General features: G+C 57.6%; 34 protein-coding genes and 1 tRNA gene. 17 read left to right on the forward strand and 18 right to left on the reverse strand.

Annotated elements, in window-relative coordinates; genetic code table 11:
* Nucleotides 1-3 precede the first annotated feature (3 nt).
* Entirely contained in the window at nucleotides 4-1,644 is a 1,641-nt protein-coding gene (locus tag FJU08_RS01140) for a hypothetical protein (RefSeq protein ID WP_141147137.1), read from the forward strand.
* Nucleotides 1,645-1,752: 108 nt separating this feature from the next.
* On the opposite strand, the gene FJU08_RS01145 is transcribed toward FJU08_RS01140, so the two are convergent.
* The 8 genes from FJU08_RS01145 to pcsA form a co-directional block, all read right to left on the reverse strand.
* The gene (locus FJU08_RS01145; RefSeq protein WP_141147138.1) at nucleotides 1,753-2,253 is read right to left on the reverse strand and encodes a GNAT family N-acetyltransferase; all 501 of its coding nucleotides are present in this window, start codon (nucleotides 2,251-2,253) and stop codon (nucleotides 1,753-1,755) included.
* Nucleotides 2,254-2,327: 74 nt separating this feature from the next.
* A complete protein-coding gene (gene glmS, locus FJU08_RS01150; protein WP_141147139.1) occupies nucleotides 2,328-4,154 on the reverse strand; it encodes a glutamine--fructose-6-phosphate transaminase (isomerizing) in 1,827 nt (608 codons plus the stop codon).
* A 12-nt stretch (nucleotides 4,155-4,166) separates the two neighbouring features.
* Nucleotides 4,167-5,531, reverse strand: coding sequence for a bifunctional UDP-N-acetylglucosamine diphosphorylase/glucosamine-1-phosphate N-acetyltransferase GlmU (gene glmU, locus FJU08_RS01155; protein WP_141147140.1), 1,365 nt, complete (start codon nucleotides 5,529-5,531; stop codon nucleotides 4,167-4,169).
* A gap of 445 nt (nucleotides 5,532-5,976) precedes the next feature.
* Complete coding sequence (locus tag FJU08_RS01160; protein WP_141147141.1) at nucleotides 5,977-7,056, reverse strand: BMP family ABC transporter substrate-binding protein; 1,080 nt, start codon at nucleotides 7,054-7,056, stop codon at nucleotides 5,977-5,979.
* A 44-nt stretch (nucleotides 7,057-7,100) separates the two neighbouring features.
* Complete coding sequence (locus FJU08_RS01165) at nucleotides 7,101-8,018, reverse strand: ABC transporter permease (RefSeq protein WP_141147142.1); 918 nt, start codon at nucleotides 8,016-8,018, stop codon at nucleotides 7,101-7,103.
* Nucleotides 8,015-9,103 carry an ABC transporter permease gene (locus tag FJU08_RS01170; RefSeq protein ID WP_141147143.1) on the reverse strand — a complete coding sequence of 363 codons (1,089 nt, stop codon included), beginning with the start codon at nucleotides 9,101-9,103 and terminating at the stop codon, nucleotides 8,015-8,017. Before FJU08_RS01170 ends, FJU08_RS01165 begins: the two co-directional genes overlap by 4 nt.
* Nucleotides 9,093-10,661 (reverse strand): ABC transporter ATP-binding protein, encoded by a 1,569-nt coding sequence (locus FJU08_RS01175; RefSeq protein WP_141147144.1) that lies wholly within the window; start codon nucleotides 10,659-10,661, stop codon nucleotides 9,093-9,095. Before FJU08_RS01175 ends, FJU08_RS01170 begins: the two co-directional genes overlap by 11 nt.
* 177 nt (nucleotides 10,662-10,838) lie before the next feature.
* On the reverse strand, nucleotides 10,839-11,588 hold the full coding sequence (pcsA, locus tag FJU08_RS01180; protein WP_141147145.1) for a phosphatidylcholine synthase: 750 nt from the start codon (nucleotides 11,586-11,588) through the stop codon (nucleotides 10,839-10,841).
* A 179-nt stretch (nucleotides 11,589-11,767) separates the two neighbouring features.
* On the opposite strand from pcsA, the gene FJU08_RS01185 reads away from it, so the two are divergent.
* Nucleotides 11,768-12,949, forward strand: coding sequence for a UbiH/UbiF family hydroxylase (locus FJU08_RS01185; RefSeq protein ID WP_141147146.1), 1,182 nt, complete (start codon nucleotides 11,768-11,770; stop codon nucleotides 12,947-12,949).
* On the opposite strand, the gene FJU08_RS01190 is transcribed toward FJU08_RS01185, so the two are convergent.
* Both FJU08_RS01190 and FJU08_RS01195 read right to left on the reverse strand, forming a co-directional pair.
* The gene (locus FJU08_RS01190) at nucleotides 12,946-13,896 is read right to left on the reverse strand and encodes an AEC family transporter (RefSeq protein WP_141147147.1); all 951 of its coding nucleotides are present in this window, start codon (nucleotides 13,894-13,896) and stop codon (nucleotides 12,946-12,948) included. The two genes, FJU08_RS01185 and FJU08_RS01190, sit on opposite strands and share 4 nt — an antisense overlap.
* Before the next feature lie 39 nt (nucleotides 13,897-13,935).
* Entirely contained in the window at nucleotides 13,936-14,679 is a 744-nt protein-coding gene (locus FJU08_RS01195; protein ID WP_141147148.1) for a cytochrome c biogenesis CcdA family protein, read from the reverse strand.
* A gap of 305 nt (nucleotides 14,680-14,984) precedes the next feature.
* On the opposite strand from FJU08_RS01195, the gene FJU08_RS01200 reads away from it, so the two are divergent.
* Nucleotides 14,985-15,060: transfer RNA gene (locus FJU08_RS01200), tRNA-Lys, on the forward strand.
* A gap of 313 nt (nucleotides 15,061-15,373) precedes the next feature.
* Here FJU08_RS01200 and FJU08_RS01205 read toward each other — a convergent pair.
* The 7 genes from FJU08_RS01205 to FJU08_RS01235 all read right to left on the reverse strand — a co-directional run bounded on the left by FJU08_RS01205 (nucleotide 15,374) and on the right by FJU08_RS01235 (nucleotide 18,588).
* Nucleotides 15,374-15,664 carry a hypothetical protein gene (locus FJU08_RS01205; RefSeq protein ID WP_141147149.1) on the reverse strand — a complete coding sequence of 97 codons (291 nt, stop codon included), beginning with the start codon at nucleotides 15,662-15,664 and terminating at the stop codon, nucleotides 15,374-15,376.
* 4 nt (nucleotides 15,665-15,668) lie between these two features.
* The gene (locus FJU08_RS01210) at nucleotides 15,669-16,832 is read right to left on the reverse strand and encodes a tyrosine-type recombinase/integrase (RefSeq protein ID WP_181409707.1); all 1,164 of its coding nucleotides are present in this window, start codon (nucleotides 16,830-16,832) and stop codon (nucleotides 15,669-15,671) included.
* A 19-nt stretch (nucleotides 16,833-16,851) separates the two neighbouring features.
* Nucleotides 16,852-17,217: a hypothetical protein gene (locus FJU08_RS01215; RefSeq protein WP_141147151.1), complete on the reverse strand. Its 366-nt coding sequence runs from the start codon at nucleotides 17,215-17,217 to the stop codon at nucleotides 16,852-16,854.
* 13 nt (nucleotides 17,218-17,230) lie between these two features.
* Nucleotides 17,231-17,458: a hypothetical protein gene (locus FJU08_RS01220; protein WP_235890534.1), complete on the reverse strand. Its 228-nt coding sequence runs from the start codon at nucleotides 17,456-17,458 to the stop codon at nucleotides 17,231-17,233.
* A gap of 311 nt (nucleotides 17,459-17,769) precedes the next feature.
* Complete coding sequence (locus FJU08_RS01225; RefSeq protein ID WP_141147153.1) at nucleotides 17,770-18,033, reverse strand: hypothetical protein; 264 nt, start codon at nucleotides 18,031-18,033, stop codon at nucleotides 17,770-17,772.
* Nucleotides 18,026-18,307: a hypothetical protein gene (locus tag FJU08_RS01230; protein WP_141147154.1), complete on the reverse strand. Its 282-nt coding sequence runs from the start codon at nucleotides 18,305-18,307 to the stop codon at nucleotides 18,026-18,028. The genes FJU08_RS01225 and FJU08_RS01230 overlap by 8 nt, the downstream gene beginning before the upstream one ends.
* Nucleotides 18,304-18,588 (reverse strand): hypothetical protein, encoded by a 285-nt coding sequence (locus FJU08_RS01235; protein ID WP_141147155.1) that lies wholly within the window; start codon nucleotides 18,586-18,588, stop codon nucleotides 18,304-18,306. Before FJU08_RS01235 ends, FJU08_RS01230 begins: the two co-directional genes overlap by 4 nt.
* Nucleotides 18,589-18,817: 229 nt before the next feature.
* Between FJU08_RS01235 and FJU08_RS01240 the strand changes: the two genes are divergently transcribed.
* A complete protein-coding gene (locus tag FJU08_RS01240) occupies nucleotides 18,818-19,432 on the forward strand; it encodes a LexA family transcriptional regulator (RefSeq protein ID WP_141147156.1) in 615 nt (204 codons plus the stop codon).
* Between the two features lie 5 nt (nucleotides 19,433-19,437).
* Here the strand turns inward: FJU08_RS01240 and FJU08_RS01245 are convergent, their stop codons facing one another.
* Nucleotides 19,438-20,088: a LexA family transcriptional regulator gene (locus tag FJU08_RS01245; protein WP_181409708.1), complete on the reverse strand. Its 651-nt coding sequence runs from the start codon at nucleotides 20,086-20,088 to the stop codon at nucleotides 19,438-19,440.
* 71 nt (nucleotides 20,089-20,159) lie between these two features.
* On the opposite strand from FJU08_RS01245, the gene FJU08_RS01250 reads away from it, so the two are divergent.
* The 13 genes from FJU08_RS01250 to FJU08_RS01310 all read left to right on the forward strand — a co-directional run bounded on the left by FJU08_RS01250 (nucleotide 20,160) and on the right by FJU08_RS01310 (nucleotide 26,196).
* Complete coding sequence (locus tag FJU08_RS01250) at nucleotides 20,160-20,372, forward strand: helix-turn-helix domain-containing protein (RefSeq protein WP_141147158.1); 213 nt, start codon at nucleotides 20,160-20,162, stop codon at nucleotides 20,370-20,372.
* Nucleotides 20,369-20,764 (forward strand): hypothetical protein, encoded by a 396-nt coding sequence (locus tag FJU08_RS01255; RefSeq protein WP_141147159.1) that lies wholly within the window; start codon nucleotides 20,369-20,371, stop codon nucleotides 20,762-20,764. The genes FJU08_RS01250 and FJU08_RS01255 overlap by 4 nt, the downstream gene beginning before the upstream one ends.
* A complete protein-coding gene (locus tag FJU08_RS01260) occupies nucleotides 20,761-21,018 on the forward strand; it encodes a hypothetical protein (protein WP_141147160.1) in 258 nt (85 codons plus the stop codon). Before FJU08_RS01255 ends, FJU08_RS01260 begins: the two co-directional genes overlap by 4 nt.
* Nucleotides 21,015-21,281, forward strand: a complete 267-nt coding sequence (locus FJU08_RS01265; protein WP_141147161.1) for a hypothetical protein — start codon at nucleotides 21,015-21,017, stop codon at nucleotides 21,279-21,281. The genes FJU08_RS01260 and FJU08_RS01265 overlap by 4 nt, the downstream gene beginning before the upstream one ends.
* On the forward strand, nucleotides 21,278-22,009 hold the full coding sequence (locus FJU08_RS01270) for a hypothetical protein (RefSeq protein ID WP_141147162.1): 732 nt from the start codon (nucleotides 21,278-21,280) through the stop codon (nucleotides 22,007-22,009). The genes FJU08_RS01265 and FJU08_RS01270 overlap by 4 nt, the downstream gene beginning before the upstream one ends.
* Nucleotides 22,010-22,510: a hypothetical protein gene (locus FJU08_RS01275; RefSeq protein WP_141147163.1), complete on the forward strand. Its 501-nt coding sequence runs from the start codon at nucleotides 22,010-22,012 to the stop codon at nucleotides 22,508-22,510.
* A 2-nt stretch (nucleotides 22,511-22,512) separates the two neighbouring features.
* Nucleotides 22,513-22,821 carry a hypothetical protein gene (locus tag FJU08_RS01280; RefSeq protein ID WP_141147164.1) on the forward strand — a complete coding sequence of 103 codons (309 nt, stop codon included), beginning with the start codon at nucleotides 22,513-22,515 and terminating at the stop codon, nucleotides 22,819-22,821.
* Nucleotides 22,822-22,899: 78 nt separating this feature from the next.
* The gene (locus FJU08_RS01285; RefSeq protein ID WP_235890535.1) at nucleotides 22,900-23,319 is read left to right on the forward strand and encodes a Gp49 family protein; all 420 of its coding nucleotides are present in this window, start codon (nucleotides 22,900-22,902) and stop codon (nucleotides 23,317-23,319) included.
* Nucleotides 23,320-23,418: 99 nt separating this feature from the next.
* Nucleotides 23,419-23,673 (forward strand): hypothetical protein, encoded by a 255-nt coding sequence (locus tag FJU08_RS01290; RefSeq protein ID WP_141147165.1) that lies wholly within the window; start codon nucleotides 23,419-23,421, stop codon nucleotides 23,671-23,673.
* A 13-nt stretch (nucleotides 23,674-23,686) separates the two neighbouring features.
* Nucleotides 23,687-23,947 (forward strand): hypothetical protein, encoded by a 261-nt coding sequence (locus FJU08_RS01295; RefSeq protein WP_141147166.1) that lies wholly within the window; start codon nucleotides 23,687-23,689, stop codon nucleotides 23,945-23,947.
* Between the two features lies 1 nt (nucleotide 23,948).
* A complete protein-coding gene (locus tag FJU08_RS01300; RefSeq protein ID WP_141147167.1) occupies nucleotides 23,949-24,248 on the forward strand; it encodes a hypothetical protein in 300 nt (99 codons plus the stop codon).
* Nucleotides 24,245-25,324, forward strand: coding sequence for a DUF7146 domain-containing protein (locus FJU08_RS01305; RefSeq protein ID WP_141147168.1), 1,080 nt, complete (start codon nucleotides 24,245-24,247; stop codon nucleotides 25,322-25,324). Before FJU08_RS01300 ends, FJU08_RS01305 begins: the two co-directional genes overlap by 4 nt.
* Nucleotides 25,321-26,196: a hypothetical protein gene (locus FJU08_RS01310; protein ID WP_141147169.1), complete on the forward strand. Its 876-nt coding sequence runs from the start codon at nucleotides 25,321-25,323 to the stop codon at nucleotides 26,194-26,196. The genes FJU08_RS01305 and FJU08_RS01310 overlap by 4 nt, the downstream gene beginning before the upstream one ends.
* Nucleotides 26,197-26,206: the final 10 nt, after the last annotated feature.

The raw sequence follows: 26,206 nt of genomic DNA on the forward strand, positions 1-26,206 counted from the left end.
GCTATGGGTATATCTTCGAAAATCGTCCGCCTGAAACTCGCCGCGACAAACTTCATAGAAACGGCTCCGCAGAAGATCATTAATGGTGTCCGGCCGGGACAGAGGCCCGCAGCGAAAAAGGCCGCGTCAGATGCAAGGAATGGCGCATGCCCTGACGAGAACATTCGGGCGCTTCTCGGCGCCAGTATTTCGCCGAAGACAGCCGAGCTATATCGCAAGCAGGTTCAGGTCGACGGTGTCGGCAAAATCCGGTCGCTGGCACAAAACAAGCTGAGCAAACGCGATATTGAAGTCTTGGTGAATAGCCGCATTCGGCCGCTCAGCGAAACACCGTCCGTTCAGCAATACAAGATGCTGACTCCGGGCGAAGCGCTTGTAGACCTGGCCGCCGTGTTGGGCACAAGCGCAGATCATTCGCAACAGAAAAGCGATACAGAGCAGGCCATCAAGACTATGTGGCTCGATGGCACTGCCGGGCGTGAGGCCATTCCCAGCCTCGCCGCACAGGCAAAGCAGACCCTGGGCGAGAATGATCAAAGCCTTTCCCCCAAGATTGACAGGGTCGTGCAGAACCTGGAGCCGGGCTTCTTCCAGACGCGACGGAATGACGGCTATTATTCGCGCCTTTTCGACACGGAACTTGCCAGATACATCGTCGACAACCCCAGCGATGGCGTACTGAAGACACGCGATCGGGTCGCCGCCTATCTGCATGAACGGCTGGATGAGCTGAGCGAGCCCGAAAGAAACGAATTGTGCCTCGGCGTCGCAAGCATGATGCTAGCAGATCCGCCTTCATGGCGTGCCAACATTGACAGCGCAGCTGCCTTTCTGAGAGAGCCGAACCCAACGACATTAAAAAACATGATAGACGATCGGGGACAGTATTCCGTCCCGCTTGTTTTGCATATCGCCGTCAAAGTTATGGCCAATAAATATGTCGATACGAAGGAAATCAAGGCGGCGACCAAAGCATACATAGAGGACATCCTTCCACAAAGGGAGCTGCGGCATTCCACGGTGACACTTCCGTCAAAGCAGGCGGCCAACCCACCGGGTGTCGGGAACAAAGCAGGCAAGGCGGCCCGCGGCAAAGCAGGCGATCAGGGTGTGAATAAAGATGCCGTCATTGGTTTCCCCTCTTCTGTTCACGGGTTCAGACGGACAGGCATCCGCCTAGCCTATCAGGAGGACCGGCAGGAAAAGCCTGAAAGTCCGATCGGCTATGGTCAACGCCCGTTGGATCGAAGAATTCTTCAGCCGGCAGACACAGGCCTGTCCCCCCACGATGCCGTCGCCCTCACGCATGAAAGGCCGACAGCAGAGGGAATGTCAGGGTCTTCCAACCTGTTGGAGTTTGCCTTCAGAATGTTTAAGGAAAAAGATCCGACCTTCCCCGTCGACGAGGCGCGGCTTGCGACGGCCGCTTGGCTTACCTATAGTGGCGGGCATTCATTCAATGAAGCCTATTCGGTTTTCAATTCCCTGAAACCGGAAACATTTTCTCCGATCTCCTACAATCGCCTCGCTGAGACCAGCGACCTTGCAGCACGGGCCGTAGACCACGCCTATCAGCAGATTGTCGAAAGGTCGCAGGAGCTGGCTGGCCTCGAACACAGCGCCGATAGCAGGTCGAGACATTAAAGCACCATGCGTCCATTTGGACACTCAAACCTGTTGAGCCAGGGCAACCGATCTTAACCGCCCGATGCTCCAAGGCCTTTCCGCCTCGCGCTGAAATGTCAGAGCCATCTAGATTTCGCCAAAAAACGCCTTGTGAAAGGCAACCTCGCCTTTGGGGAGCTCGCCCTCAAAGGGAAGCGCCAGCAGGTTTTCCGCCGGAACGCCCATATGGGTGATCTGCGGTTCGGCGCGAAAGCCGAAACGCTGATAGAAGCCCGGATCACCGACAAGGATCGCGCCATTGGCACCCGTGTCGCGCAACAACTCCAGCCCACCAAGCATCAGCGCCGTTCCGATACCCTTGCCTTGATAGTCGGGATGGACGGCAAGCGGGCCGACGCCGTACCAGCCTTCCGTTCTGTCCGCAAAGCCGACCGGCGAAAAGGCGACGTGGCCGACCGGCATATCATATTCCTCAGCCACCAGCGCCAGAGAGAGCGCACCTGCCTTGCGCAGCCGCTTGATGATGGCCGGCTCGCTGCCATCACTGTGGGGATGGCCGTAAAATGCCTTGGCGACAAGCGGATAGATCGCGTCGACATCCTCGGCACGCTCGCGGCGTATGATCATCACTCCATCCTCCCTCAATGCTGCGGCACAGTATCAAGCCTCCCGCAGGCACGCTGCCCTGTCTCTGACGATTGTCATTCCACAGTAACAGATTTGGCGAGGTTACGCGGCTGATCCACATCCGTTCCCATGAAAACGGCGGTGTGATAGGCCAAAAGCTGGATCGGCAGCGAAAATACCATCGGCGTGATGAATTCCGGCATATCCGGCAGGATGATGGTTTCCATCGTCGGCAGGGTCGAGGCTTTCGCACCGCTCTCATCGGTGATGAAGATGATTTTTCCGCCGCGCGCTGCAACCTCCTGCATGTTCGACACGGTCTTCTCAAAGAAGCGGTCATGCGGTGCGATCACGATCACCGGCATGTTTTCATCGATCAGTGCAATCGGCCCATGCTTCAGCTCGCCAGCGGCATAGCCCTCGGCGTGGATATAGGTGATCTCCTTCAGCTTCAGCGCGCCTTCAAGCGCCAGCGGATAGGACGTGCCTCGCCCGAGATAAAGCACATGACGGAAGCGCGACAGATCCCGCGCCAGACGCTCCATCTGCGGCTGGATCTGGTGCAGAACGCGGTTCATCAGCCGCGGCATTTCCGACAATTCCTGCACGAGACGCTTTTCGTCTGTCTCGCTCAGCGTGCCACGTTCACGCCCGGCCCTGAGCGCCAGCGTCGCCATCAGCGCCAGCTGGCATGTGAAGGCCTTGGTTGATGCCACACAGATTTCCGGACCCGCCAGGATCGGGAAGACAGCATCGGATTCGCGCGCGATCGTTGACCCGGTGACATTGACCAGTGCGCCGGTCTTCAGCCCCTCGCCCTTGCAATAGCGCAGCGAAGCCAGCGTGTCGGCGGTTTCGCCCGACTGCGAGATGAACAGCGCCACCTGATCAGGGCGAAGCGGCAATTCGCGGTAGCGGAATTCTGACGCAACATCGATCTCGACCGGCAGGCGTGCATAGCGCTCGATCCAGTATTTGCCGATCAGGCCGGAGAGATAAGCCGTTCCGCAGGCGGCGATGGCAAGGCCCGAGACATTCGAAAAGTCGATGCCCGTATCGCTCATGGCGACCGTGCCATGGGCGAAATCGCAATAGTGACCCAGCGTATGGGAAATCACATCCGGCTGGTCGAAGATCTCCTTCTCCATGAAATGCCGGTGATTGCCCTTGTCGACCAGCATGGCGGCGAGTTGCAGCGGCTGGCGTGGCCGATGGACGGTCTGGCCATCGAAGGTGACGAAGGTAATGTCATCGCGGTCGACAATCGCCAGATCGCCGTCTTCCAGATAGGAAATGCCCTCAGCGAAGGGCGCCAACGCGATCGCATCCGATCCCACATACATTTCGCCATGACCGTAGCCGACGGCAAGCGGCGGCCCGAAACGTGCGGCATAAAGCCGTTCCGGCTCCTCAGAGAACAGAATCACCAGCGCAAACGCCCCGGTCACCCGCTTCAGCATGGCAAGAACCGCATCAGGCGGAGCCATGCCGGCCTCAAGGTTCTGCCGAACCAGCTGAGCGACGATCTCGGTGTCGGTTTCACTTTCAAAGGTGACGCCGGACGCCTGAAGCTCTGCCTTCAGCTCGGCGAAATTCTCGATGATTCCGTTGTGGACGATGGCGACCCGTCCGGCGATATGCGGATGGGCATTGGCTTCATTCGGCACGCCATGGGTCGCCCAGCGGGTATGGGCAATGCCGGTCAGCCCGTCAACCGGGCTCTCGCGCAACACATCACGCAGATTATCAAGCTTGCCGGGCGCGCGGCGGCGGCTGATCCCGCCATTTTCGATCACCGCAACACCAGCCGAATCATAGCCGCGATATTCCAACCGCTTCAGAGCATCGACCAGCCGCTCCGTGACATTTTCCGAGCCGACAATTCCAACGATACCGCACATATGATCGCTCCTTCAGCCCTTGTTCTTCGTCCGTTCAGCCTTCAACGCGCGGGTGCGTGCGCGGATCACTTCTGCACGGCCGTCCTTCACCGTCTGGCGCGCGCGACCGAAGGCAAGTGCATTTTCCGGCACATCTTCGGTGATCACACTGCCGGAGCCGACATAGCTTTTCGCACCGACAGAGACCGGGGCCACAAGCGCGGTATTCGATCCTATGAAAGCGCCCTCGCCGATGACCGTGCGCCATTTATTGACGCCATCATAATTGCAGGTGATCGTGCCAGCGCCGATATTCACATCTGCGCCGATATCCGCGTCACCGATATAGCTCAGGTGATTGACCTTGGCGCCGACACCGAGCGTTGCATTCTTCACTTCACAGAAATTGCCGACCTTGGACTTCTCACCCGTCACGGCGCCCGGACGCAGCCGTGCAAAGGGCCCGATGGCACTTGCCGCGGCAACCGTCGCGCCTTCGATATGGCTGAACGCATGGATGACAACATCTCCGGCAATCTTCGCTCCCGGCCCGAAAACGACATTGGGTTCAATCACCGTGTCCGCGCCAATCTCCGTGTCATAGGCTAGAAACACCGTTTCCGGTGCGATCATCGTCACGCCGGAAAGCATCAGCTCTTCGCGACGGCGCTGCTGCCAGAGCCGCTCCAGCACCGCAAGTTCGGCCCGGTTGTTACAGCCTGCCACCTCGTCGACATCAGCCATGACAACGGTGGCGCGGCCGCCTTCGGCCAGCATCACTTCCACGATGTCGGTCAGATAGAATTCGCCCTTGGCATTGTCGTTGCCGATCGCATCCAGAAGCGCCAGTGCCCGGCGGCCATTGATCGCCATCAGCCCGCTGTTGCAGCTCGTCACCTCGCGCTCGGCATCGCTGGCATCCTTTTCCTCGCGGATGGCGTAAAGCGCACCGTCACGGGTCAGAAGCCGGCCGTAACCGGTCGGACGATCCGTCTCAAAACCAATCACCACCACATCATTGCCCTCGGCCAGCTTTTCACGCGCGGCAGCGAGCGTCGCTGTCGTGATCAGCGGCGTATCGCCATAGGTGACCAGCAGGTCATCATAGCCGCGGGCAATCGCCGCACGCGCCGAAAGAACGGCATGCGCCGTCCCCAGCCGCTCCGTCTGCTCGAAGGTTTCAAGCGCCACGCCCGGCAACCGGCAGGCCGCCTCCACCATCGCGCCATCACGTCCGACCACCAGGGCGATATCGTCAACGCCGGCACCTGCGACACTGGCAACCGCATGCGCGGCCATTGGCCGGCCTGCGATTTCATGCAGCATCTTGGTTTTGGCGGATTTCATCCGGGTTCCGTCGCCTGCGGCGAGGACAATGGCGAGACTGGTGCGGGACATGGGGCCTCCGATATTTCAACGGACCTGCTTTTAGCCCAATATGCGCTGCGACCTATTCAAAAAATGTGAAGATGCGTCACGAATACCAGTGAAACGCTGGCGAGGAATCGGGAACATTCGTTGTTGAGTCATAATTATAATTAAAATCAGTTACTTAGCAACACATATTCAGAAATGAAAAGAGGCGCCCGAAGGCGCCTCACGCTGCTGGCAAACCCCGCCTTTTTTCTGTCGTCATGCCTGTGCTTGGTCCACAGGCATCCAGCCGACGCGCGTCTGTGCGGCGAAAAAACTATTCTATTCAATATTTTGTGAAGCTGGATCCCCGTGACAAGCATGGGGATGACGACTGAGAGGCGGATTCGACCCCGGAACAGCCAATCTGAACGACTTTGTCAGCAGTCTGAGGCGCCCGAAGGCGCCTCTCTATAGGAACAGTTTTCGTTCACTGGGCAGATGGCAGCGAACCTTCGACGCCTTCAACCAGAACATTCAGCCCCAGAAGCGTGCCGTCATCGGCCTCTTCGCCAGCTGCAAGCCACGGCGAGCCGTCCTGCAGATTGATCGGGCCGGTGAACGGCTTCAGCTCGCCGGACTTGATCTTGGCTTCGGTTTCCTCTGCCAGCGCTTTCACATCGTCAGGCATGTTGGTGTAGGGCGCCATGGTCAGGATGCCTTCCTTGAGGCCATACCAGTTCTGAACCGGCTCCCAGGTGCCGTCCATCACAGCCTTGACCCGTTCAATGTAATACGGACCCCAGGTATCGACGATCGCGGTCAGCTGGGCATCGGGACCGGCCTCAATCATGTCCGAGGCCTGGCCGAAGGCCTTGATGCCGCGTTCTTCTGCAACCTGCATCGGAGCGGTCGTATCGGTGTGCTGTGCCAGAACATCAACGCCTTGGTCAATCAGCGCCTTGGCGGCATCAGCTTCGCGGCCGGGGTCAAACCAGGTATTGGCCCAGACGACCTTGGTCTTGAAATCGGGATTGACCGACTGTGCACCGAGTTCAAAGGCATCAATACCCATGACGACTTCCGGGATCGGGAAGGAGCCGATATAGCCGCCGATGCCAGATTTGGACATCTTGGCAGCAATCACGCCGGAGATATAGCGGCCTTCATAAAAGCGCGAATTATAGGTACCGACATTCGGGGCGGTCTTGTAGCCGGTGGCGTGTTCGAACTTCACGTCGGGATACTTGGCGGCAACCTTCAGCGTCGGTTCCATATAGCCGAAAGACGTCGTGAACACGATGTTGCAGCCGGAACGGGCCATGCGCTCGATTGCGCGCTCGGCGTCCGGACCTTCCGGAACTTCTTCGATATAGGGCGTTTCGATATTCAGGGCTTCAGCCAGCTGCTGGCGGGCCTTGTCATGACCTTCGGTCCAGCCACCATCTGTAGCGGTCCCGAGATAGACGAAGCAGGCCTTGAAATCACTGTCGGCAGCGGAAGCCTGGCTGGCGCCAAAACCAGCAATTACGGCCGCCGAAGCGGCAAGGGCAATAGCGAGCGTCTTCATTGTTCACCTCTTTGCAATGAATGCGAAGTTCTTGGTTGATCACATCAGCGGTCAGGGACAAATGGTTTGCCCAGCGCCGCCGGCGTGTTGATGAGGGTCATTCTCCGATTCTGGGAGATGATGACCAGCACGAGAATGGTCACGACATAGGGCAGCGCCGAGAGAAATTGCGAGGGTATCGCAATACCAAAGGCCTGCGCGTGAAGCTGCCCGATGGTGACCGCACCGAACAGATAACCGCCAAGAAGAACGCCCCAGGGCCGCCAGGAGGCAAATACCACCAGCGCCAGCGCGATCCAGCCACGCCCGGCCGCCATGTTTTCCACCCATTGCGGCGTGTAGACGAGTGACAACTGCGCCCCGGCAAGTCCCGCCAGAGCACCGCCGAACATGACGGCGAGATAGCGAATGCCGATCACATTGATGCCCAGCGCATGGGCCGAGGCGTGATTGTCGCCGACCGAGCGCAGCACCAGGCCCGGCCGGGTGCGAAACAGAAACCAGCCAGTACCGGCGACCAGCGCGAAGGTCAGATAGAAGAAGATATCCTGATCGAACAGCAGCGGGCCGATGAAGGGAATATCGGCCAGAACGGGGATATGGATCGATGGCATCTTGACGCCTGCCTTGCCGACAAAATCCTCGCCGATCATGGCCGACAGGCCTTGCCCGAGGATGGTCAGCGCCAGACCGGTGGCCACCTGATTGGCAACGAGTGTCAGCGTCAGGAAGGCGAAAAGCAGCGAGAAGATCATGCCGGTCAGAAGTCCGGCAATCATGCCGACCCAGGGCGACCCGGTGAAATGCGCGGCGACGAAAGCGCCAACCGCCCCCATCACCATCATGCCCTCAACGCCAAGATTGAGAACGCCGGCCCGCTCTGTCACCAGCTCGCCAAGCGCGGCCAGCACCAGAGGCGTCGATGCGGTAATGACGGTCAGAAGGATGGCTTCAATAATCATGAGCGCACCTCCTTGCGATGATGGCGGGAAAAGACGATGCGCACGCGATAAAGGATCAGCGTATCGCAGGACAGCACGAAGAACAGCAGCATGCCCTGGAAAACCCGGGTGACCTTTTCGGAAACGCCAATGGTGAACTGCACCCCTTCGCCGCCAATATAGGTCAGCGCCAGAACCAGGCCGGAAACGATGGCACCAAGGGGGTTCAACCGCCCGAGAAAGGCAACGATGATCGCGGTAAAGCCGTAGCCGGGTGAAATGGTCGGCTGCAGATAGCCGATCGCGCCGGACACTTCGCAGATCCCGGCAAGACCGGCGAGACCGCCCGACACCAGAAAGGCAAACCAGACCATGCGGCGGGAAGAAAAGCCGGCAAAGCGCCCGGCCCGCTCCGACTGCCCCATGACGCTGACTTCAAAGCCTTTCAACGTGTAGCGCATCATGAACCAGACCGCGATGGCGGCGAGAATAGCGAGCGCGAACCCATAATGGGCCCGGCCGGAGGAAAACATTTCCGGCAGGATCGCAGCATCAACGAACTGACGCGATTGCGGGAAATTATACCCCTCCGGATTGCGCCAGGCGCCGCGGACGAGCCAGTCCAGAAACAGCTGAGCCACATAGACCAGCATCAGCGATGTCAGGATCTCGTTGGTGTTGAAATAATTCTTCAAAAGCGCCGGGATCGCCGCATAGAGCATGCCGCCGGCAATCCCCATGAGCAGCATGATCGGCAGAAGCAGCGGCGACGACCAGGTGTAGAAATAGATCGGCACGACCGAACCGACAATCGCACCGGCAATAAACTGGCCTTCAGCACCGATATTCCAGATATTGGAACGGTAACAGACCGACAGGCCGACCGCGATCATGATCAGCGGCGCCGCCTTGATCATCAACTCATGTAGCGACCAGATGTCAAAAAGCGGCTCGATAAAGAAGTGGTAGAGGGCCGAAAGCGGATCCTTGCCGAGTGCTGCAAACAGGATGGCCCCGAAAATCACGGTCAGGGCAAAAGCAATCAACGGCGACAGTATGCCGAACAGACGCGACCGGTCCGTCCGCTTTTCCAGTTCAATGCGCATGCGCAGCCTCCGTGGTCTCGCCGTGGAAACCGCCCATCAACAGGCCGATCTTCTCGCGCGTCATGGTCTCGGCCGGAAAACACTCGGAAAGCTCGCCCTCGGAAATCACCGCAATCGTCGAGGCTATTTCGAAAATCTCATCGAGATCCTGCGAGATAATCAGGACCGCCGAACCGGATTTGGCCAGATCGACCAGCGCCTGACGGATATGGGCGGCAGCCCCCGCATCAACACCCCATGTGGGTTGGTTGACGATGATGACCTTGGGCTGCCGGTCAAGCTCGCGGCCGACGATGAATTTCTGCAGATTGCCGCCGGACAGCGACCCCGCCTGGGGATTGTCGCCGCTTTTGCGCACATCCATGACCTCGGAAATTTCCCGCGTCCGGGCCCTGGCCGTTGCCTTGCGGATGATTTTCAGAATGCCACCAGAAAGAAACACGCTCGCCTCGGAAAGATTGCGGGCAAGAATCAGGTTTTCCGACAGCGACATCCCCGTCACCGCTGCATGTCCGTGGCGTTCCTCCGGCACAAAACCGGCGCCGAGCTTGCGCCGCGCGGTGATATTGCGGGTGCCGACAGCTGTACCCGCGATCTTCACCGCATCGGCGCGCGACACCGGAAACTCGCCGGAAAGCGCATCAAAAAGCTCTGACTGACCATTGCCTGCGACCCCGGCAATGGCGAGAATTTCGCCCTCCCGGACGGTCAGATCAATATCCTTCAATGCCGTTGCGAAAGGCGTGCGGGCTGGAACAGAAAGCAGTATCGTCTCCAGAAGTACCTTGCCGCGCTCAATCTTTTCCGGACGCGCAACCTCGGCCACATCATTGCCGACCATCATGCGCGCCAGCGATGCCGGGGTTTCCTTGCGCGGGTCGCAGGCCCCCGTCACCTTGCCGTGGCGCAGCACGGTGGCGCGATCACAGATGCGCTGCACCTCTTCCAGCCGGTGCGAGATATAGAGAACGGAGCGCCCCTCGGCCTTAAGCTTGTCGAGCGTCTCAAACAAGCGGTCAGCCTCCTGCGGGGTCAGCACCGATGTCGGCTCATCGAGAATGATCAGGCTCGGATTTTGCAGCAAGGCCCTAACAATCTCGATACGCTGGCGCTCGCCCACCGACAGATCGGCCACATGAGCACGCGGATCAAGCGGTAGCCCGTATTGCACGGAAAGGGTCCGCGCTTCTTCAGCGACCTTGGAAAGCGAAATGCCGGGATCGAGCGATAATGCGATATTTTCCGCGACGGTCAGCGCTTCGAACAACGAGAAATGCTGGAAAACCATGCCGATCCCCAGCTTGCGGGCATGGGCGGGCGCCTCGATTTCAACGGACTTACCGTCCCAGATGATCTCTCCATCTGAAGGTTCGAGCACGCCGAACAGCATTTTGACGAGCGTCGATTTACCCGCACCGTTCTCGCCGAGAAGCGCGTGAACCTCACCCTTCCCGATTTCCAGGTCGATGCCTGAACAGGCTGCAAAATCTCCGAAATACTTCGTCAGTCCACGCACTGAAAGCAACGCGTTTCCGACAGACGGTTGAATATCCGCCACCCGGCCCCTCCGGTTTTATCGACAGCTCAAATCAAATCTGAATTCATGTCTTTGGCCGCCGCGCCCCACACTTAACGCATTGGCAAACCATCCACACCACGCTGTAATCTGGCACAGTTTCGCCACAAACCGCAACAGGCTTTGCGCATTGCACACCAGTGATCACATTCGATATGTCTAAAGTTCGGCGGACGTTTCCAGAGCCTTGGCATCGATGCCGGGAAAGAGCTGCAACACAGCACCGATGACATAGAGATAAATGCCGGCCGCAATGAAGATTACATCCATCCAGAATGGCTGCTGAAATGCATTGATCAGCGCATAGGCTCCCGTCAGTGACCAGAGCGTGAAAACGGTGAGGTTCAGTGGACGCAACCGCTTGACCCGCACGGGATGCAGGAAGTTGATCGGCAGGAAGGTCAACACGACCGAGACAACGACAATGGCCATGGCTACGCTTGCCGGAGGATTGATCACGAACAGCGCAAAGACGACCATGTTCCAGACAACGGGAAAGCCTGAGAAAAAATTCTCCGCCGTCTTCATACCGCTATCGGCATAATAGATGGCACTGGAAACGACAATCAGCGCAGCAGCCACGAAGGACATGGGTTCGCCGATCATGTGGCTCTGATAAAGCGCGAAGGCCGGCAGCAATACATAGGTTACGTAATCGATAATATTGTCGAGCATGACGCCCGACCAGTTGGGCAATACCTCGCTCACGCGAAGACGGCGGGCGATCGGCCCATCAACACCATCGACGAAAAGAGCAAGCCCCAGCCACCAGAACATGGTCACAAAGCGCCCTTCGGCTGCGGCGACAACGCCGAGAAAGGCAAGATAGGAGCCTGAGGCCGTCAATATGTGAACGGAAAAGGCGCGAATCTTCGCATAAGGTACCTTCCGTTCTTTCAGCATGCCCATGACTTCGACCTTCGCTACCTCTTGAAAAACGCATCAATACCAGTTCGTACCCTGCGAAGCATGCACTTTAATCGCATGCGTGGCGGGAAAAATCCTGACTTTCCCAAATTTTCTGGCGCGCAATCTCACATGGCACACTATATTCCAGCCAAATCGAATGCGAGGCCGGAGGTAAATCCATGTCTGACTACGAAATCGCCATTGTCGGCGGCGGCCCTGCGGGCCTGATCGCAGCCCTTGCGCTCTCGCGCGCGTCCCGCAAGGTTGCTCTGATCGGCCCCGCCCCCAATCGCAAGGATCAGCGCACGACTGCATTGATGGATCATTCGATTCGTTTTCTCGATCGTCTGGGATTGTGGGAAAATCTCGAACCCGCAACGGCAGCGCTTTCAACAATGCGCATCATCGACGGAACCAAACGGCTGATTCGCGCACCGACCGTCAGCTTCCGGGCCGCCGAAATCGATCTGCCCGCTTTCGGTTACAACGTCCCCAACGGCATTCTCAATGCCGCGCTTGCCGATGCGGTGGCCAGCGAGGCCAACATCGCCTGGTTTGAGACCGTTGTCAGCGAAGTCCTGCCCGGCGACGACGCCGTGACACTGATGCTTGAAGGCGACGACAGCATTTCGGCGGATATGATTGTCGGTGCCGATGGGCGCAATTCCAAGGTTCGCGCCGCCGCTGGAATCGAAACGAAGAACTGGGCCTATCCGCAAACGGCTATCGTTCTCAACTTCACCCATACCCTGCCGCATCGCAATATCTCGACCGAATTTCATACGCCGACCGGCCCCTTCACACAGGTGCCGCTACCGGGCGATCGTTCCAGCCTTGTCTGGGTCGTCAGCGCCGCAGAAGCGGATGTGCTGCTTGAAAAGACATCAGAAGAGCTCGCACAGCTGATAGAAACGCGCATGGCCTCACTACTGGGTACAGTCACGGTTGAGGGCGCGCCGCAGAAATGGCCGCTTTCCTCCATGGTTGCCAACCGCTTCGGCAAGGGCCGGATCGCCATTATCGGAGAGGCCGCTCACGCCTTCCCCCCCATCGGAGCGCAGGGCCTCAACCTCAGCCTGCGCGATATCCTCTCGCTCACACGGCTGCTGGATGGCGTGACGGCAAAGCCGATCGGCAGCCACGCCGGTGACAGGTTTGATCTGAAACGCAAGGGGGATGTCTGGAGCCGCACGGTCAGCGTCGATATTCTCAACCGCTCGCTGCTGGCGGGGTTCCTGCCGGTGCAGATGCTGCGCGCGGCAGGCCTGAAACTTCTCGGCGCCTTTCCGCCTCTGCGCCAGTTCGCCATGCGTGAAGGCGTTGAACCGCTACGCGGCTTCAAGGCACTTCTGCCGCGCTAAAGCGGCAACCAGTCTGAAGACAGCAGGATCAGCAGCAGCGACAGCGTTGCTGCGGAGGCGATCGTGGTGATCAGGATCGTTGCCGAGGCGCGCTCATACCAGATGCCATATTGCTGGGCGATGACAAAGACGTTTGTGGCCGTCGGCAATGCAGCCATAACGATCGCTGCTTCGACCCATATCGGCTCGAAACCGCCATGCAGCAGCATCGCGGCAAGAACGATGATCGGATGCAGGATGAGTTTCGTCGGCACGATATAGCTGATTTCAAAAGGAACCCGCTTCAGCGGCCGCAATGCAAGTGTGACCCCCATGGCAAACAATGCGCATGGGGCAGCCGCCTGGGCAAGATAATCGATAAGCCGGCTGAACGCTTCGGGCGGCGCGATCCCGGCCGCAGCCACGGCAAAGCCAAGCGCCGTCGAAATGACAAATGGATGCAGCAGAGCCTTGCCGAGGATCAGCCGCACCAGTCGCGCCGGATGGGCGACGCGATCACCGAAAAGCGCCATCATCGATGGGGCGACCATGAAGTGAAGCGCGTTTTCAAAACAGATGATCAACGCCACCGGCACGGCCGCTGCTTCGCCCAACGCCAGAATGGCAATGCCGGGGCCCATATAACCGATATTGCCATAGGACGCGGCAAAGGCCTGTATCGTGCTTTCCTTCAGGCCATTCCTGAGGACGAACCGCCCGACGATGAAGATCAGCACAAAGACACAATAGGTCGCAGCCAGGTCGACCGAGATGAAATCAATCCGCGTCAGTTCTTCAAAGGGCGTGCGCGAGACGAGCTTGAAAAAAAGTGCCGGCAATGCGGCATAAATGATGAAGATATTCAGCCATGCAAGCCCCGCCTCAGGCTGACGAAAGATCTTCGCGGCCGCATAGCCCACCGCTATCAGCCCGAAAAAGGGAAAAAGAAGTCCGAATATGCTCGCCAAATGCCCGCTCTCTCGCTGCCGCGCCGACCGGCAACAGTCTCAGCCGATCGTTGAGAGAATCGGAAAGGTAGACTGGAACCAGATGGCAATATCGGCGACGAAACCGAACAGGAAGGCAAGCCCTGTCAGGATCAAAAACGCCCCCATTACCTTCTCGACAGCACCGATATGACGTCGAAAACGGACAAGGAAACGCATGAAGGCGCCGGAAAAGAAGGCCGCAATCCAGAATGGCACCGCCAGTCCGAGCGAATAGATCGACAGAAGCAGCGCACCATCCCAAAGCGTGTTCTTGGAGGCGGCCACAGCGAGGATGGCGCCCAGCACCGGGCCGATACAGGGCGTCCAGCCAAAGGCAAAGGCAAGCCCCATCACATAGGCACCGGTCAGGCTGGCGGGACGGCCAGCGCCGTGAAACCGCGCTTCACGCGCGAGGATCGGTATCTTCACCACGCCGAGAAAATGCAAGCCCATCACGATGATGATCACGCCGCCAACCTTGGACAGAACATCCATCGACTGGCGCAGCAACTGACCGATGGAAGAGGCCCCGACGCCAAGCGCGACAAACACCGTCGCAAATCCGAGTGTGAAGAAAAAGGCGGGGAGCAAGACGGCCATGCGGTTTGCGCGCGTCTCGTCATTCGCGCCCTTCAGCTGCTCGACTGAGATTCCGGCCATAAAGCAAAGGTAGGGCGGAACAAGGGGGAGGACACAAGGCGAGAGGAATGACAGCGCACCGGCGACAAGCGCGCTCAGCAGGGAAATCTCTATCATCGACAATGCGCATTCACCTCTTCTGCTCTCAGTACTGTCGGTAGCCACATGCTTGACGCCCGACCAGCGGGTACAAATGCGCTGTCGCACCGGCTACAAAGTCAATAAGGCACCAGTTGGACCCTTGAGAAAATGGCCTGCCAGCACCAATTTCGTCATAGAGCAAAGACCCGCAATTTGCCAATCACCATCACGCCAGCCAAAAACCACGGAAACTTCACCTCCGAGCTGATATTTCGGGTTGACCTTGCGCAAGAGCCTGCCTATGTTCCGCGCACTTTCAGCCGAACGTTTTCAACGTTGAGGCTTGGGAGCGCGTAGCTCAGCCGGTAGAGCAACTGACTTTTAATCAGTAGGTCCAGGGTTCGAACCCCTGCGCGCTCACCATTTTATTTAATTAAATCAGATATTTACAGTTTTCGTGAGACTTTTGTGAGACTAAATATGAGACCTTTAGACGAATAAATGTCTCACGATATCTCACGGTGTTTTTCATTCGTTCTTATCCATAAGTTTCCGTGCTTCGGCTTTTCCGGCTTGCGTGAGCCCAACACTATTGATCAATCCGCGCCGCCGTAGAGCGACGATAGTATTCGAAAAGCCGCCGTATTGTGAGCGGCCCTTAATGCCATGACCAATGTCGCGGCCATTAGCGAGGTTCAAGATCGCCATTCTCATTGATGGTGAAAGTCTCTGGCCATTAGCCATCAAGCACCTTCCGATCACCGGCATGCGCAATCTTGTAAGCACTTTCATTGATCCACTCACGCAGCTCATCGAATGTGTCAAAATTCCAGTCAGCCAACCGGTCCTCGTCGTGTTCTCGTTCGATCTCTCTTGCCTGATCAAGCACCTCGCTCAACATTGGGGCGCAGTCTTCGCAAAGCGTGATGCCATCCGATGTGCTGCATTGCGGATCGCCTTCGAAGATTAGCTTGCCGCAAGCCTCGCAATCCGACAACGCTTCGCGCATTTCATGATCTTGCTTCATTTCCTCATTTCCCCTTGTACCAGGTTTCCAGCTTATCAATTGCGCTGTCGGCCATATCAGGATGTATTGCCATGTAGTGCTTGAAGATCTGAGCAGCGCCATCAAGGCTGTGGCCCGTGATTGCGCAAATCTCTTGCAGCTCGCAGCCCGCCAGCGCCAGCCATGTTACGGCAGTGTCTCGCAAATCCTGATCGCGAAGTGTTGCGAGCGATGGCATTGTTTTGGCGGCAAAGCGACGAACACGATTGTATTGCTTGCGGTAATGATCCGGCTTGAACGGTTCCCAGACGCGCTCATCAAGGATCACATATGGTGAAATTACCTCAGCTTCAGCACGTCGTTTCGCTGCGTTTTCCAATCGTTGCTTTAGTTCTTCCGCTTCTGGCATGTCGACCCGTGCGCGGGTTTTCGACTGTCTCAACCGCAAGCGGCCATTCTGGCGACTGGAAAACTGGAGATCCAGCCTGTCTCCTTGTCGCTGACCAGACCAGACAGCCAGTATAATCATGTCACCAATCTCATAACGGCCAAGCTCATCAGCAACTTTGACAAAATGTGCGATTTCTTCCTTCGTTCCAGCGCGCACGCGCGGGTCAGGCGATTTCATTTTCAGCTTGTGTGCAGGATTAACTGTTATCGCCGGGAGCTTTCCGCGATCCATTGCCCAGGAATAGGCAATGCCAAGTATGCGCATGGCACCATTCGCGACATGCAGCCCTTTCGCCTGACGCAAATCATCATAAATTCCTTTGCAGATCGGTTTCGTCACCGCTTCTGCTTCTGATTTCCAGACTTCCTTAGCATACATCTCGATCGAACGGATCTTCTGAAGGTAGTCCATTTGTGTTTTTGATGCGCGATCACGAAAATCCTGAGAGGTCGCGTAATCCCGCAGAAGGCTTTCCACCGTGTAAAAACTTAGCTTTTCCGGCAGTGAAGCCGGTTTCTGTTTGGGCTTGATCTTTGGGTTCTTCTTTATGATCACCAGTTGGTCTTCGAACGTGCGCGACCAATCCAGTGCTTCACCGGCCGTCATCCAGGTGCCGCTAACTTCGCTTATAAGATCAAAGCCTTGCAGGCCGCGCTCGCGCAGTGATGGCGATGGTATGAAACGTGGGCGGCCATTGCGCCAGGTGACGTATTTGATTTTGGGATCCTGTTTACTCATGACTGTTGATCCTTTGTGTTCAGAAAGGCCCTTCGATATCGGCCAGATGCCGAGGCAGATAAGGGCAGCCAAGCCCGTTGCAGGGGCTGTCGCGCCGATGCAGGTGCAAGCCATTGAAGCTGCCCATGCCGTCGTGCGCGCACATATCGCAGACGCCGGCGTCGGTGAAATCCACAGCAATGCCGTTCACTTTGGTGATGCTGCGAGCTGAAACATCGTCGCGGGTTTTGGTGCAAATGCATTCACCGTCGAAGCCGGTGAAGATGCCCCATCGTTTGGTGCCGGGACATGATGTGAAGGTGATGTGGTCCCCAGCTCGCAGATAGTGACGGGCGCGATCAGTGGCGCGGATAAGTTCGCGGCGTTGTTCTTCGGTGAGCGGCATTGGTTCCAGCCTCCTATTGTCGTGTTTCCGGGCCATCCGCAGCACGACCCTCAAGTCGCGCGAGATATTCCCGCAGCATGGCGACCATGTCTTCCCGGCTGCCATTGCTGATATAGTTGACGCGGCCGCCATCGATCTTTCCAAACTCGGCAACCAGCAGGACAAAGCCGACGCCCCGTTTGACGCCGGGCAATCGTGGGCCGTTGAACCATTCATCAACTCGTCTGGCGAGCTCGTTCATGCTTGCATGATATCTGTCTTCTATTGGCGCTTCGCCTGTCATCTTCTTCACCTCTCAAACTTCACGAAAAGAAATAGCCAGCGGCAATGGCCTTTGCCGCCGGCTTTGAGTTGGCGGGTTTTCCCGCTTGGTCTTTTGTTTTTCTAAGGTGGGCCGCCGTCCGGTTTCAGGGGGGGATGAAGACGGCGGCCCGGCGCACCCGATCCGAGCGTCAGGGGGTTAGCCCGGATCATCACGCAAAAGGATGACGACAGTCCAAATGACGCCAGGCAGCACAGTGCAGAAGAACGCGAAACAAATGATCTGCACCATCATGACGCCATCCTTTCGGAGGGGATTTCTTTCCTGGGAAACTGCGGCCACACGGCAATGCCTGTCGCAGCTTCCGCCCTGCCCGCCTGGGCAGATGCGAGGAAATCGCGGAAAGCCATAAGCGCATATTCACGCTCAAGCTTCATATCTGGCAGGTGTTGCCAGTCCGGAAGCTTCTCGCCGGTATCCTCAACAAGATCCGCCATGAGGTTTCCCGCTTCCTCGTAGAGTTCACGCAGGCGCGTGAGCGTGTTGTTACGCATTGCGTGCCTCCAGCTTATCCTTTGCCAGCCGACCGGCCATGGTGAGAACCAGGCGCGATCCACGTGGATGTTTCTCACGGCGGACAAGGCCCGGGCGCTCAAGCGCACGAATGGTTTTTAGGCCGTAGAAATTCGGGCCGATATACCAGCTGCCGTCTGCCCGCTTGCGGTGATGACGATAGCGGTCAATCGCGAGAAGCGCTTCACGCTGGGTGATGGTGAGTGCGCTTGCCGGACGGGCGACGGCCGGCTTGTCCAGGAGCGATGTAGTCATGCCGCCACCTCATTCTGATTGGCGCTGTAGCGCGCCATGAGGATCTTGCGATCGCGGTCAACGAGATTGGCGCGAAGCTCGCTCGCGGCTTCCCGCGTTTTGGCGACCGACCAGGCTTCAAACCAGTTCTCGACCGCGCGGCGCGCCCAGCGAAGATTGCGCTGTGCGGGCAGCGCCGCGGGGAAGCCGATCTCACTACGCTTGCGCAGGAAGTGCGCCCGCGACCAGCCAAGCAGATCCGCAATCTCGCCTGCCGTGACCGTTTCAAGTTGCATGCTCATGCCAAACTCCCGTGTGCAAATCAGTCGATATGCAAACGGTAAGCATTATTGCTTATATTGGCAAGCATAAATTTTGCAGTCGTGCAAATTCTAAATTTGCGAATATTCGAAGTTGCGACAGCGATGTAAGCAATCGACTGGACCGGGGCGCCAGCTACGCAAGCCTTAGCGTGAATAGGTCAGCCATTTCCTCTTGAACGGCACGTTTGAGGCTGCGATATCGAATGACATGATGACAGAATTGCGCGATAAGCAGCTGGCCTGGCTGAACCACATAACTGAGGCAACCGGCCTGACAATCACCGAGATTGCCCGAGCGGCTGGCCTGCACCCATCAACGCTTACGCGCTTTCGATATGCTGACAAGAGCGGGCATAGTCTCACATCCTCTACCGTGCATAAGATCGAAATGGCGACCCGTGTAGCGGCTTACGACACAGGCAGACCGAAAATCAGCGCATTGCTTCAACCTGAAGCATCGCCGTTTCTGCCTTCTGATGATGGCAACCCTCTTGAGCTCGCCTTGCGGACGATCGCCGGACGATCGCAGAGCGTTACCTTATGGAAACTCGAAACCGACAGCCTTTCGGCCATTGGGTATCCGAGGAACATGATTGTCGCGGTGGATGCCGATGCCACACCTCGTAACGGCGACGCTGTGTGCGCGCAAAGACCTGGGTTCCGGCGCCAAACGCAAGACCTCATCTTTCGGGTTTACCGCGCACCATACCTGCTTTCAGCGTCCGATCGCACTGCGCCGGAAGCGCCAGAGATCATCGACAATGAAACCACTCTCATCATCGGTGTCATCGTGGGCGGCTTCACGCTGCGTGACAGGAATTAAGCTTTTCAGGATGGCTTGCGAATTACACCGATAGCGGTCCCGGCGATCGACACGCGATCGTCATCAACCTGCTCGGGGCGTTGCGGTCCAAGACGCATGGAATGCGTCGTGATAAATGGCGCCTGGTAAAGCCGCATCACTGTTTCGGCAATACCGCGAACGGGATCGACAATCTGGGCGATGACGATATCACCAGACTTTGCCCGCCTGTTCTGATCAATGATGACCACATCACCCGGCATAACACCGATGCCGTCAAGCGCTGCACCCTTCATGATCCAGGCTTCAACGCCATTGCGTGATGATCTTGCGGCCTTCACCGCAAGCGAGATCCACTCGGGCTGAGGCTCATTGTCATTGTCGAACGGTAATGCGTCCGGCTCCGCAAGATTATTGAGGTTTCGCCCAGGCATTTGCCCGGGCCGGAAACCGGAATAGCGCGCAACGTTTTCGAGCGTGGACTGCGTGATACCGACAGACCCCGTCCGATCGTTAAAATAGCGCGTGAGTGTCGATGCAGCCATACCAGAATTCAAGGCAAGTTTCGACAGCGACAGGTTCATGTGATCCGCCACTGCTTTAAGCCAAACTTTGGTATCGCGCTGATTATCGATCATGCGCGCTAATTTATTCTGTGGAAGTGCTAACGCAGTCACAAAAAAACACCTTGCAGAATAAGCAATATCGCTTATGCATAATTGCAAAGCGGTTCGCAAGGGTGATTTGCATGTTTTCCGAAATCGAAGCGAGACGGCTCGCCGCCAACATCTCCCAGAAGGATCTCTGTCAGCGCGCAGGGGTTCACCAGACGGCCTATACCCGTCGGAAAAGCGGAAGGGGCGGCATGGGGGAGCGAACGCTCTCCAAGCTCAAGACTGCGCTGGATGAGATGATCAGTGAGCAAATCGCCGCGCTGAGCGAGGAAAGGTCAGAGCAATGAGCGAGTCGTCACCGTCAGACTTTCTGCAGGAGCATGTGAAAAATGGCGGGCCTGAAACGGTCAAGGCCATGCTCGATGTGATCCGCGAGCGCTTCCGCCAGATCGGTGAGGAAGGATTTACACCTGCGGATGATGACAAATATGAAGGTCCTGACCTTGCCCGTGCTGCAGCTTGCATGCTGAGCTTCGCCTTAAGGGATCATGTCGGGATCCTTCTGCAATCTCGCCTGAACTATTTGATACCGGTGCTGTGGCCCGCCAGCTGGGACTGGCAATGGTTCAAGAACAGCGATTACCGGCGCACGCTTGTGAAGGTCTGTGCGCTGCTGCTGGCCGAGATTGAACGTGTCGATCGCGCGGAGGCCCGGAAGGGCAAGGCGGGTGCGGAATGAAAAAGGCGACACCGAACCAGCTTTCCGCCCTGAAATGGCTCAAAAACCGCAGCGGCGACGGCGTGTTTGACCGTAATCAGGTGCTCAATGCCTGCGGCGAACGTGCCCCTGTGATGCGCAGCACCTGGAACAAGCTGCGCGATCTTGGCCTTGTCGAACCCTACCTCAATAACCGGCGTCTGCGCATTACCGAAAACGGCCTGCGCATTGACCTTTCGAAGGTTAATGAAAGCGAAAACGGGAAAAGCGAATGACCCGCGCAGGCGCCATCATCACCGCAACGGATCAGGTGCCGGTGACTGCCCGCAATGCCGGGCCACAGGCGGTCCGTGCGTTTTATCAGACCATGATCGACGACATGAATGCTGCTTCGCGCTGGCTTTCGGCGGGCGGCCTGGTGCTGACCGGCCACGGCTATGACCGGGCAACCGGTAATGTGCTTTTGCGCGGGATCGCAACAGACGGCCGGGGCGCAACGATCGACGATCTCAGAACAATCGGGAGTTCATCGCCATGATGACACCGAGGGTTCTCATTGGCTGCGAGTATTCGGGGATCATGCGCCGGGCGTTTGCGGCTCGGGGTTTCGATGCCTGGTCTTGTGATCTTCTGCCCGCCGAGGATGGAAGCAACCGACATATCCGAGATGACGTGCGCAACCACCTTGGAAGCGGCTGGAACCTGCTGATTGTTGCGCATCCTCCATGCACGCGGCTTTGCCGATCCGGCCGGCGTTGGCTTTCCGGCCCTGGCGATATGACGCCGCCCAAGAAATTGCCGAAAGGAAGGACGTGGGAGAGCATGATCACTGAATTTGAGAACGGCGTTGACCTCTTTCTTGCCTGCTGGAACGCGCCTGTTGCTCATGTCGCGATCGAAAATCCGGAAATGCACGATCTTGCCAAGCGGCGGATGCCTTCTGATCTGCCTGTGCCACAGATCGTTCAGCCCCATTGGTTTGGGCATCCCGAGTACAAGGCAACCGGCTGGTATCTGCGTGGACTTCCTGAGTTGCAGGCAACCGATCGGCTGCCTGAGCCGGTGAAGGGCTCGGCAGAGTGGAAACGCTGGAACCGCGTGCACAGGATGCCACCCGGACCGGCCCGCGCAAAGGAAAGAAGCCGCTCGTTTCCGGCCATGGCCGAAGCCGTGGCCAAACAGTGGGGCAATGTGCTTCTGCGCGGGATCGCTACAGACGGCCGGGGCGCAACAATCGACGATCTCAGAACAATCGGGAGAGAATGAATGGCTTTCGAGAAGGTGAATAATCAATCTGATGCCAAAGGTGATGAGACGGGTATCAGGATCTCGCTTGCACGGATCAAGTCGGCGCCGGCAAAGCTGCGCTTGATCGTGGATGATAGCCTGCTGGCGGAAGTCTTTGGCTCTCTGGGTGTCAAGCAATCATTCGATCTGCTTGTTGGTACTGAGGCGGATCACGGCTTTGTACGATTGGTTCAATCTTCCGCTGGCACGATGAAAGCTGTTGTTCGTCACTTCGGCCCCAGTGGCAACCAAAGGAAGGTGCTTGTGTTTAATTGCGGGCACTTGCGGCAGTTCGTTGACCGTTCTGAAGCTGCTCAGCCCGTGCAATGGAAGCGCATTGATGCAGCAACGATCGAGATCGTGTTGCCGAATTGGGCTGATGAAACGCGTCCGGCACAGACCCGAACCAAGCCGGCAATGTCCTCGCAAAAACAGATGAACGATGAAGCTGTAGCGCGGCGCAAAAGGCTGGGGCTTTGACAATGACCAATGATCTTGAACGCATGATCCGTGTTGTCGGGGAGAAGCTTGCCAGTATTCCGCCGATCAAGAGCGACCCGTATGAACGCTATTTTGAAAGCCAAAAGGCGCATCGCGCAGCGGCCCAACAGGCATTTGCCGCGCTGGAAGCAGAGGCCGGAGCGCAAACCGCCGACAATTGGAACGGCGCGATGATCCGGCTTTGCGGAATTCGGTCCACCTCGACCAGCGGCGTTGCCGGTGCGCTCAACAACTGGATCAAGGCAGCGAAGCTGAAGCTTGCTGCCGAGCAAAGGCTGAAACGCCGATGAACTGGATGAATGCCGCCTTAGTCGGCGTCGACATGTTTCTGATCGGCCTCGCATTCTGGGCTGTCAGGGGAATATGGCGTGCGGAGCAACAGCTTCGCGAACTCAAGAAGAGGATGGAAAATGAGTGATCAAGCGATTGAGGCCGAAATTCAGGCCAAGGGAAAGACGGCGCCACGTATTACGGTGGATGATATCGAAGATAAGATAAGAAGCGAGCATTATTTCACTGCACGTCAAGGAGCCGAGCTGGAAGGCGCAGTCACACTCTGGCATCCAGCTTGGGAAGACCCACGCAGCATCGAAGCTCTCGGGCTTTTGACCATCTGTGTCCTGGTGCTGCGCAACGGCTTCACCGTGACAGGCGAAAGCGCCTGCGCCAGCCCTGAAAATTTCGACGCTGAAATCGGCCGCAAGATTGCCCGTCAGAAAGCCGTTGAAAAGATCTGGATGCTTGAAGGCTATCGCCTTCGCCAGAAGCTTTCCGAGGCGGAAGCCTGACACTGCCGGCGGCCTGCTGGCCGCCGTTTCCCGCGCCGAATTTGTCCGTTGTATCGGCGCCAGTTTTCCCCTTGAGACAGAAATGAAGACGTGTGCGCTATGGGCGAACGGACCCCTTACAAGCCGGATCAGACACAGGCGCTTGCTGCGATCGAAAGGCGGCGGCAAGTGCTCGCTGTTAGCCATGCAGATCTTGCTCATACGGCGGGGCTGAGCCAGGCGACATGGCGGCGCATCAGGCGGGAGAAGCGCGCATTTCCGGCACAGGTAAATGCGCTTCGCTATGCGCTCAGAACGATTGAGAAACGCCGCCAGGTCGAGGATCAGTCATTCCCGGAGAGCGATGATGTGTGAACGGCAAAGCACAATGGTTCGTGCGGCCGTAACCGCGCTGAAGGCAATTCGTATTGCTGTCGCTGCCTCACCGCTTCTTTCGCGCCGGCAGCAGGTCGTTGAAACCTATTTGCTTGTGACTGTGTGCAATGTGACGGGCGCCACTGCCGCATCAGCACTCGGCTGCACCAAGCAGAATGTTTCGAAGCACCAGCGAACAGTCGAGCGGTTGCGTGAAAACACCGCTTTCGACCAGGCGCTTTCAGAAATCGAAACTGCAATGCTTGGAGAGTGACATGGCCGATATCCTGCACCTTTCAGCAAAGCTTGTTCGCCTTCTCGGCCGGATAAGAAAGGCAGAAGCAGTCATGCGCATGGCCGCAGACAGCGACAATGCAATCCGCATTGGCAAGGGATTTTCCTACTTCACACTGCCTGACGGCAGGCATGTCAACGCTGATGATGTTCAACGGTTCATCGATGACGGTTTTCTGATTGAGGTACAAGACGGGCTATTCAACCGGGGGGGGCAGACGCTCAAGGTCGCCGAGCCCCTGCCAACCTTCACCACGGGGCGGAGGCGTAGGGAAAAATGAGCCGTTTCTCGATTGCCAAAGACCGGGCCAAGGATGATCTCGAAAACATTATCGAGACACTGTTTCATGCCTCGAAACGCCACAAACGGACAGCGTTGTGGAATGTGGCCAATCCTTATCGCGCCAAGAGCAAGCCAGATCAAATGTGCGTATGGCTGACCGGAAGCCGGCGCGGTGCCTGGAAAGACTTTGTTTCCGGTGACAAAGGCGATGCCATCGACCTCGTTGCCTATGGGATATCCGGTGATGTGAACGATGACAGCCGCATGGCTGCCGTCGAATGGCTGGAAGACCGTTACGGGCTGCGCGACATGAGCGCAGAACGCCGGCAGGCGATGGAAGCCGAAGGAAGAAGCCGCAGGCTCGCTGCGGAGGCCAAGGAAGCGCGCCGGCGCACCAGCAATATCGAGCGGGCCCGCAAGTTTTTCTACGGTTGTTCCGAGGTTATCAGCGGGACGCCGGCTGAGCGGTATCTTGCCAGTCGTGGGGTTACGCTTTCCGCTATCCCCTCCCTTGGCCATGCAATCCGTTATCGTCCGAATTGTGAATACTGGATGGATGATGACCGGCCGGAAATGCCGGCGATGATCCATGGCATGGTGACGGTTGATGGTCGCATTGCAGCCAACCACTACACATTTCTGCGGGCTGATGGCAGCGCCAAGGCTGATGTCATCAAGCCGAAGCTAATGTTCCCGGAAACATCAGGCCTTGTCATCCGCCTTACGAATGGTGCGGCCGGGATCGGCGCCGAGAAGGCAGCAGTCCAGGGCATAACCTCGATCGTTGGTGTGGTTGAGGGGTGTGAGGATGGCTATTCGGCTGCGGTTTCAAACCCGGAACTGCGCATGTGGGCGACGGGGTCGCTTCCCGGGCTTTTGAGCCTGCCGGACCACGCAAGCGCGAGCGCTTACATCATCTTTCAAGACAATGACTGGGGAAAACCGCAGGCGCGCGCGCTGTTTCGCAGAGCCGTCGCGCGGATCAGGAGCTTCGGCAAGCCGGTGCAGGTTCTCGCAATGCCGGCAAGCTGGGGGAAGGACGTGAACGACGCGCTCAACAGGAGGCAATGGTGAAACTGGATATAGCAACACTTGATGTGATTGAGGCGGCGGCGGCCGTAGCACATTCTGCCGTCAGCCAGCTCTACGGCATGTTCAATCAAACGGATGGACTGGACTGGACCGGAAGCGGGCTTGAGGGCGATGCGCTGAATGCCGCGATTTATGACATGGGGCAGTACTGCACCATACGCCAGGCTCATGGAGAGCAGCTCTGGCTGAAATGGCTTCACGGAAAGAAGCTGACTGAGGATGTTCCGGAAAGCGGGAAGTTTCAAGACGTCGAAACGACCCGGAAATGGGCATACCAGCTTTTCGCACATCTGATGCTGACCACGGTCGCGAAATTCTCGGCCGAGAAGGCGCGCGTGATCGAGACGTCTGCCAGGAAGCGGCAGAAGGCAGCGCCGACGCCGGCACTTGAGGACACGATTTTCGAACCGGTCGGCAATCTCGACGAGCTCGAGCAATCGCATGTCGCATTCCTGAAAAATATCGGCCGGGTCACCGGGCCGACCTCGGCGCCTGTGCCTGTTCCAGTCCAGGCGCCGGCGGATCCTTCCGTAATCACCCCCCTGACAATCGGAGAAAAGAGCGATGAAAAAGGCCCAGCAAATGGCGAGCCGCAAGAAGGCGGCGAGGATGGAAAGGCAGCGGGCGCTCCACAGGAAAACGGTGCGGTGGTGGAAGGCAACGGTGTTGCGGCCGCTGATGCAAACAGGCCGGTCGGGCAGCACCCGGATAAGCAGGATGCAAAGGCTGCAGGATCTCGGACTGTGGTGACCCCTCCCCTTGTGCCGAAAAAGAAAACCAGCCAACAGCGCGGAAAGACCCGCCGATCGCGCACTGCGAAACTGAGCGGTGCGCCGAAATCGCCACGAAACTGAGCGCTCAATT

Source organism: Martelella alba (genome assembly GCF_006516955.1).
Taxonomy (GTDB): domain Bacteria; phylum Pseudomonadota; class Alphaproteobacteria; order Rhizobiales; family Rhizobiaceae; genus Martelella; species Martelella alba.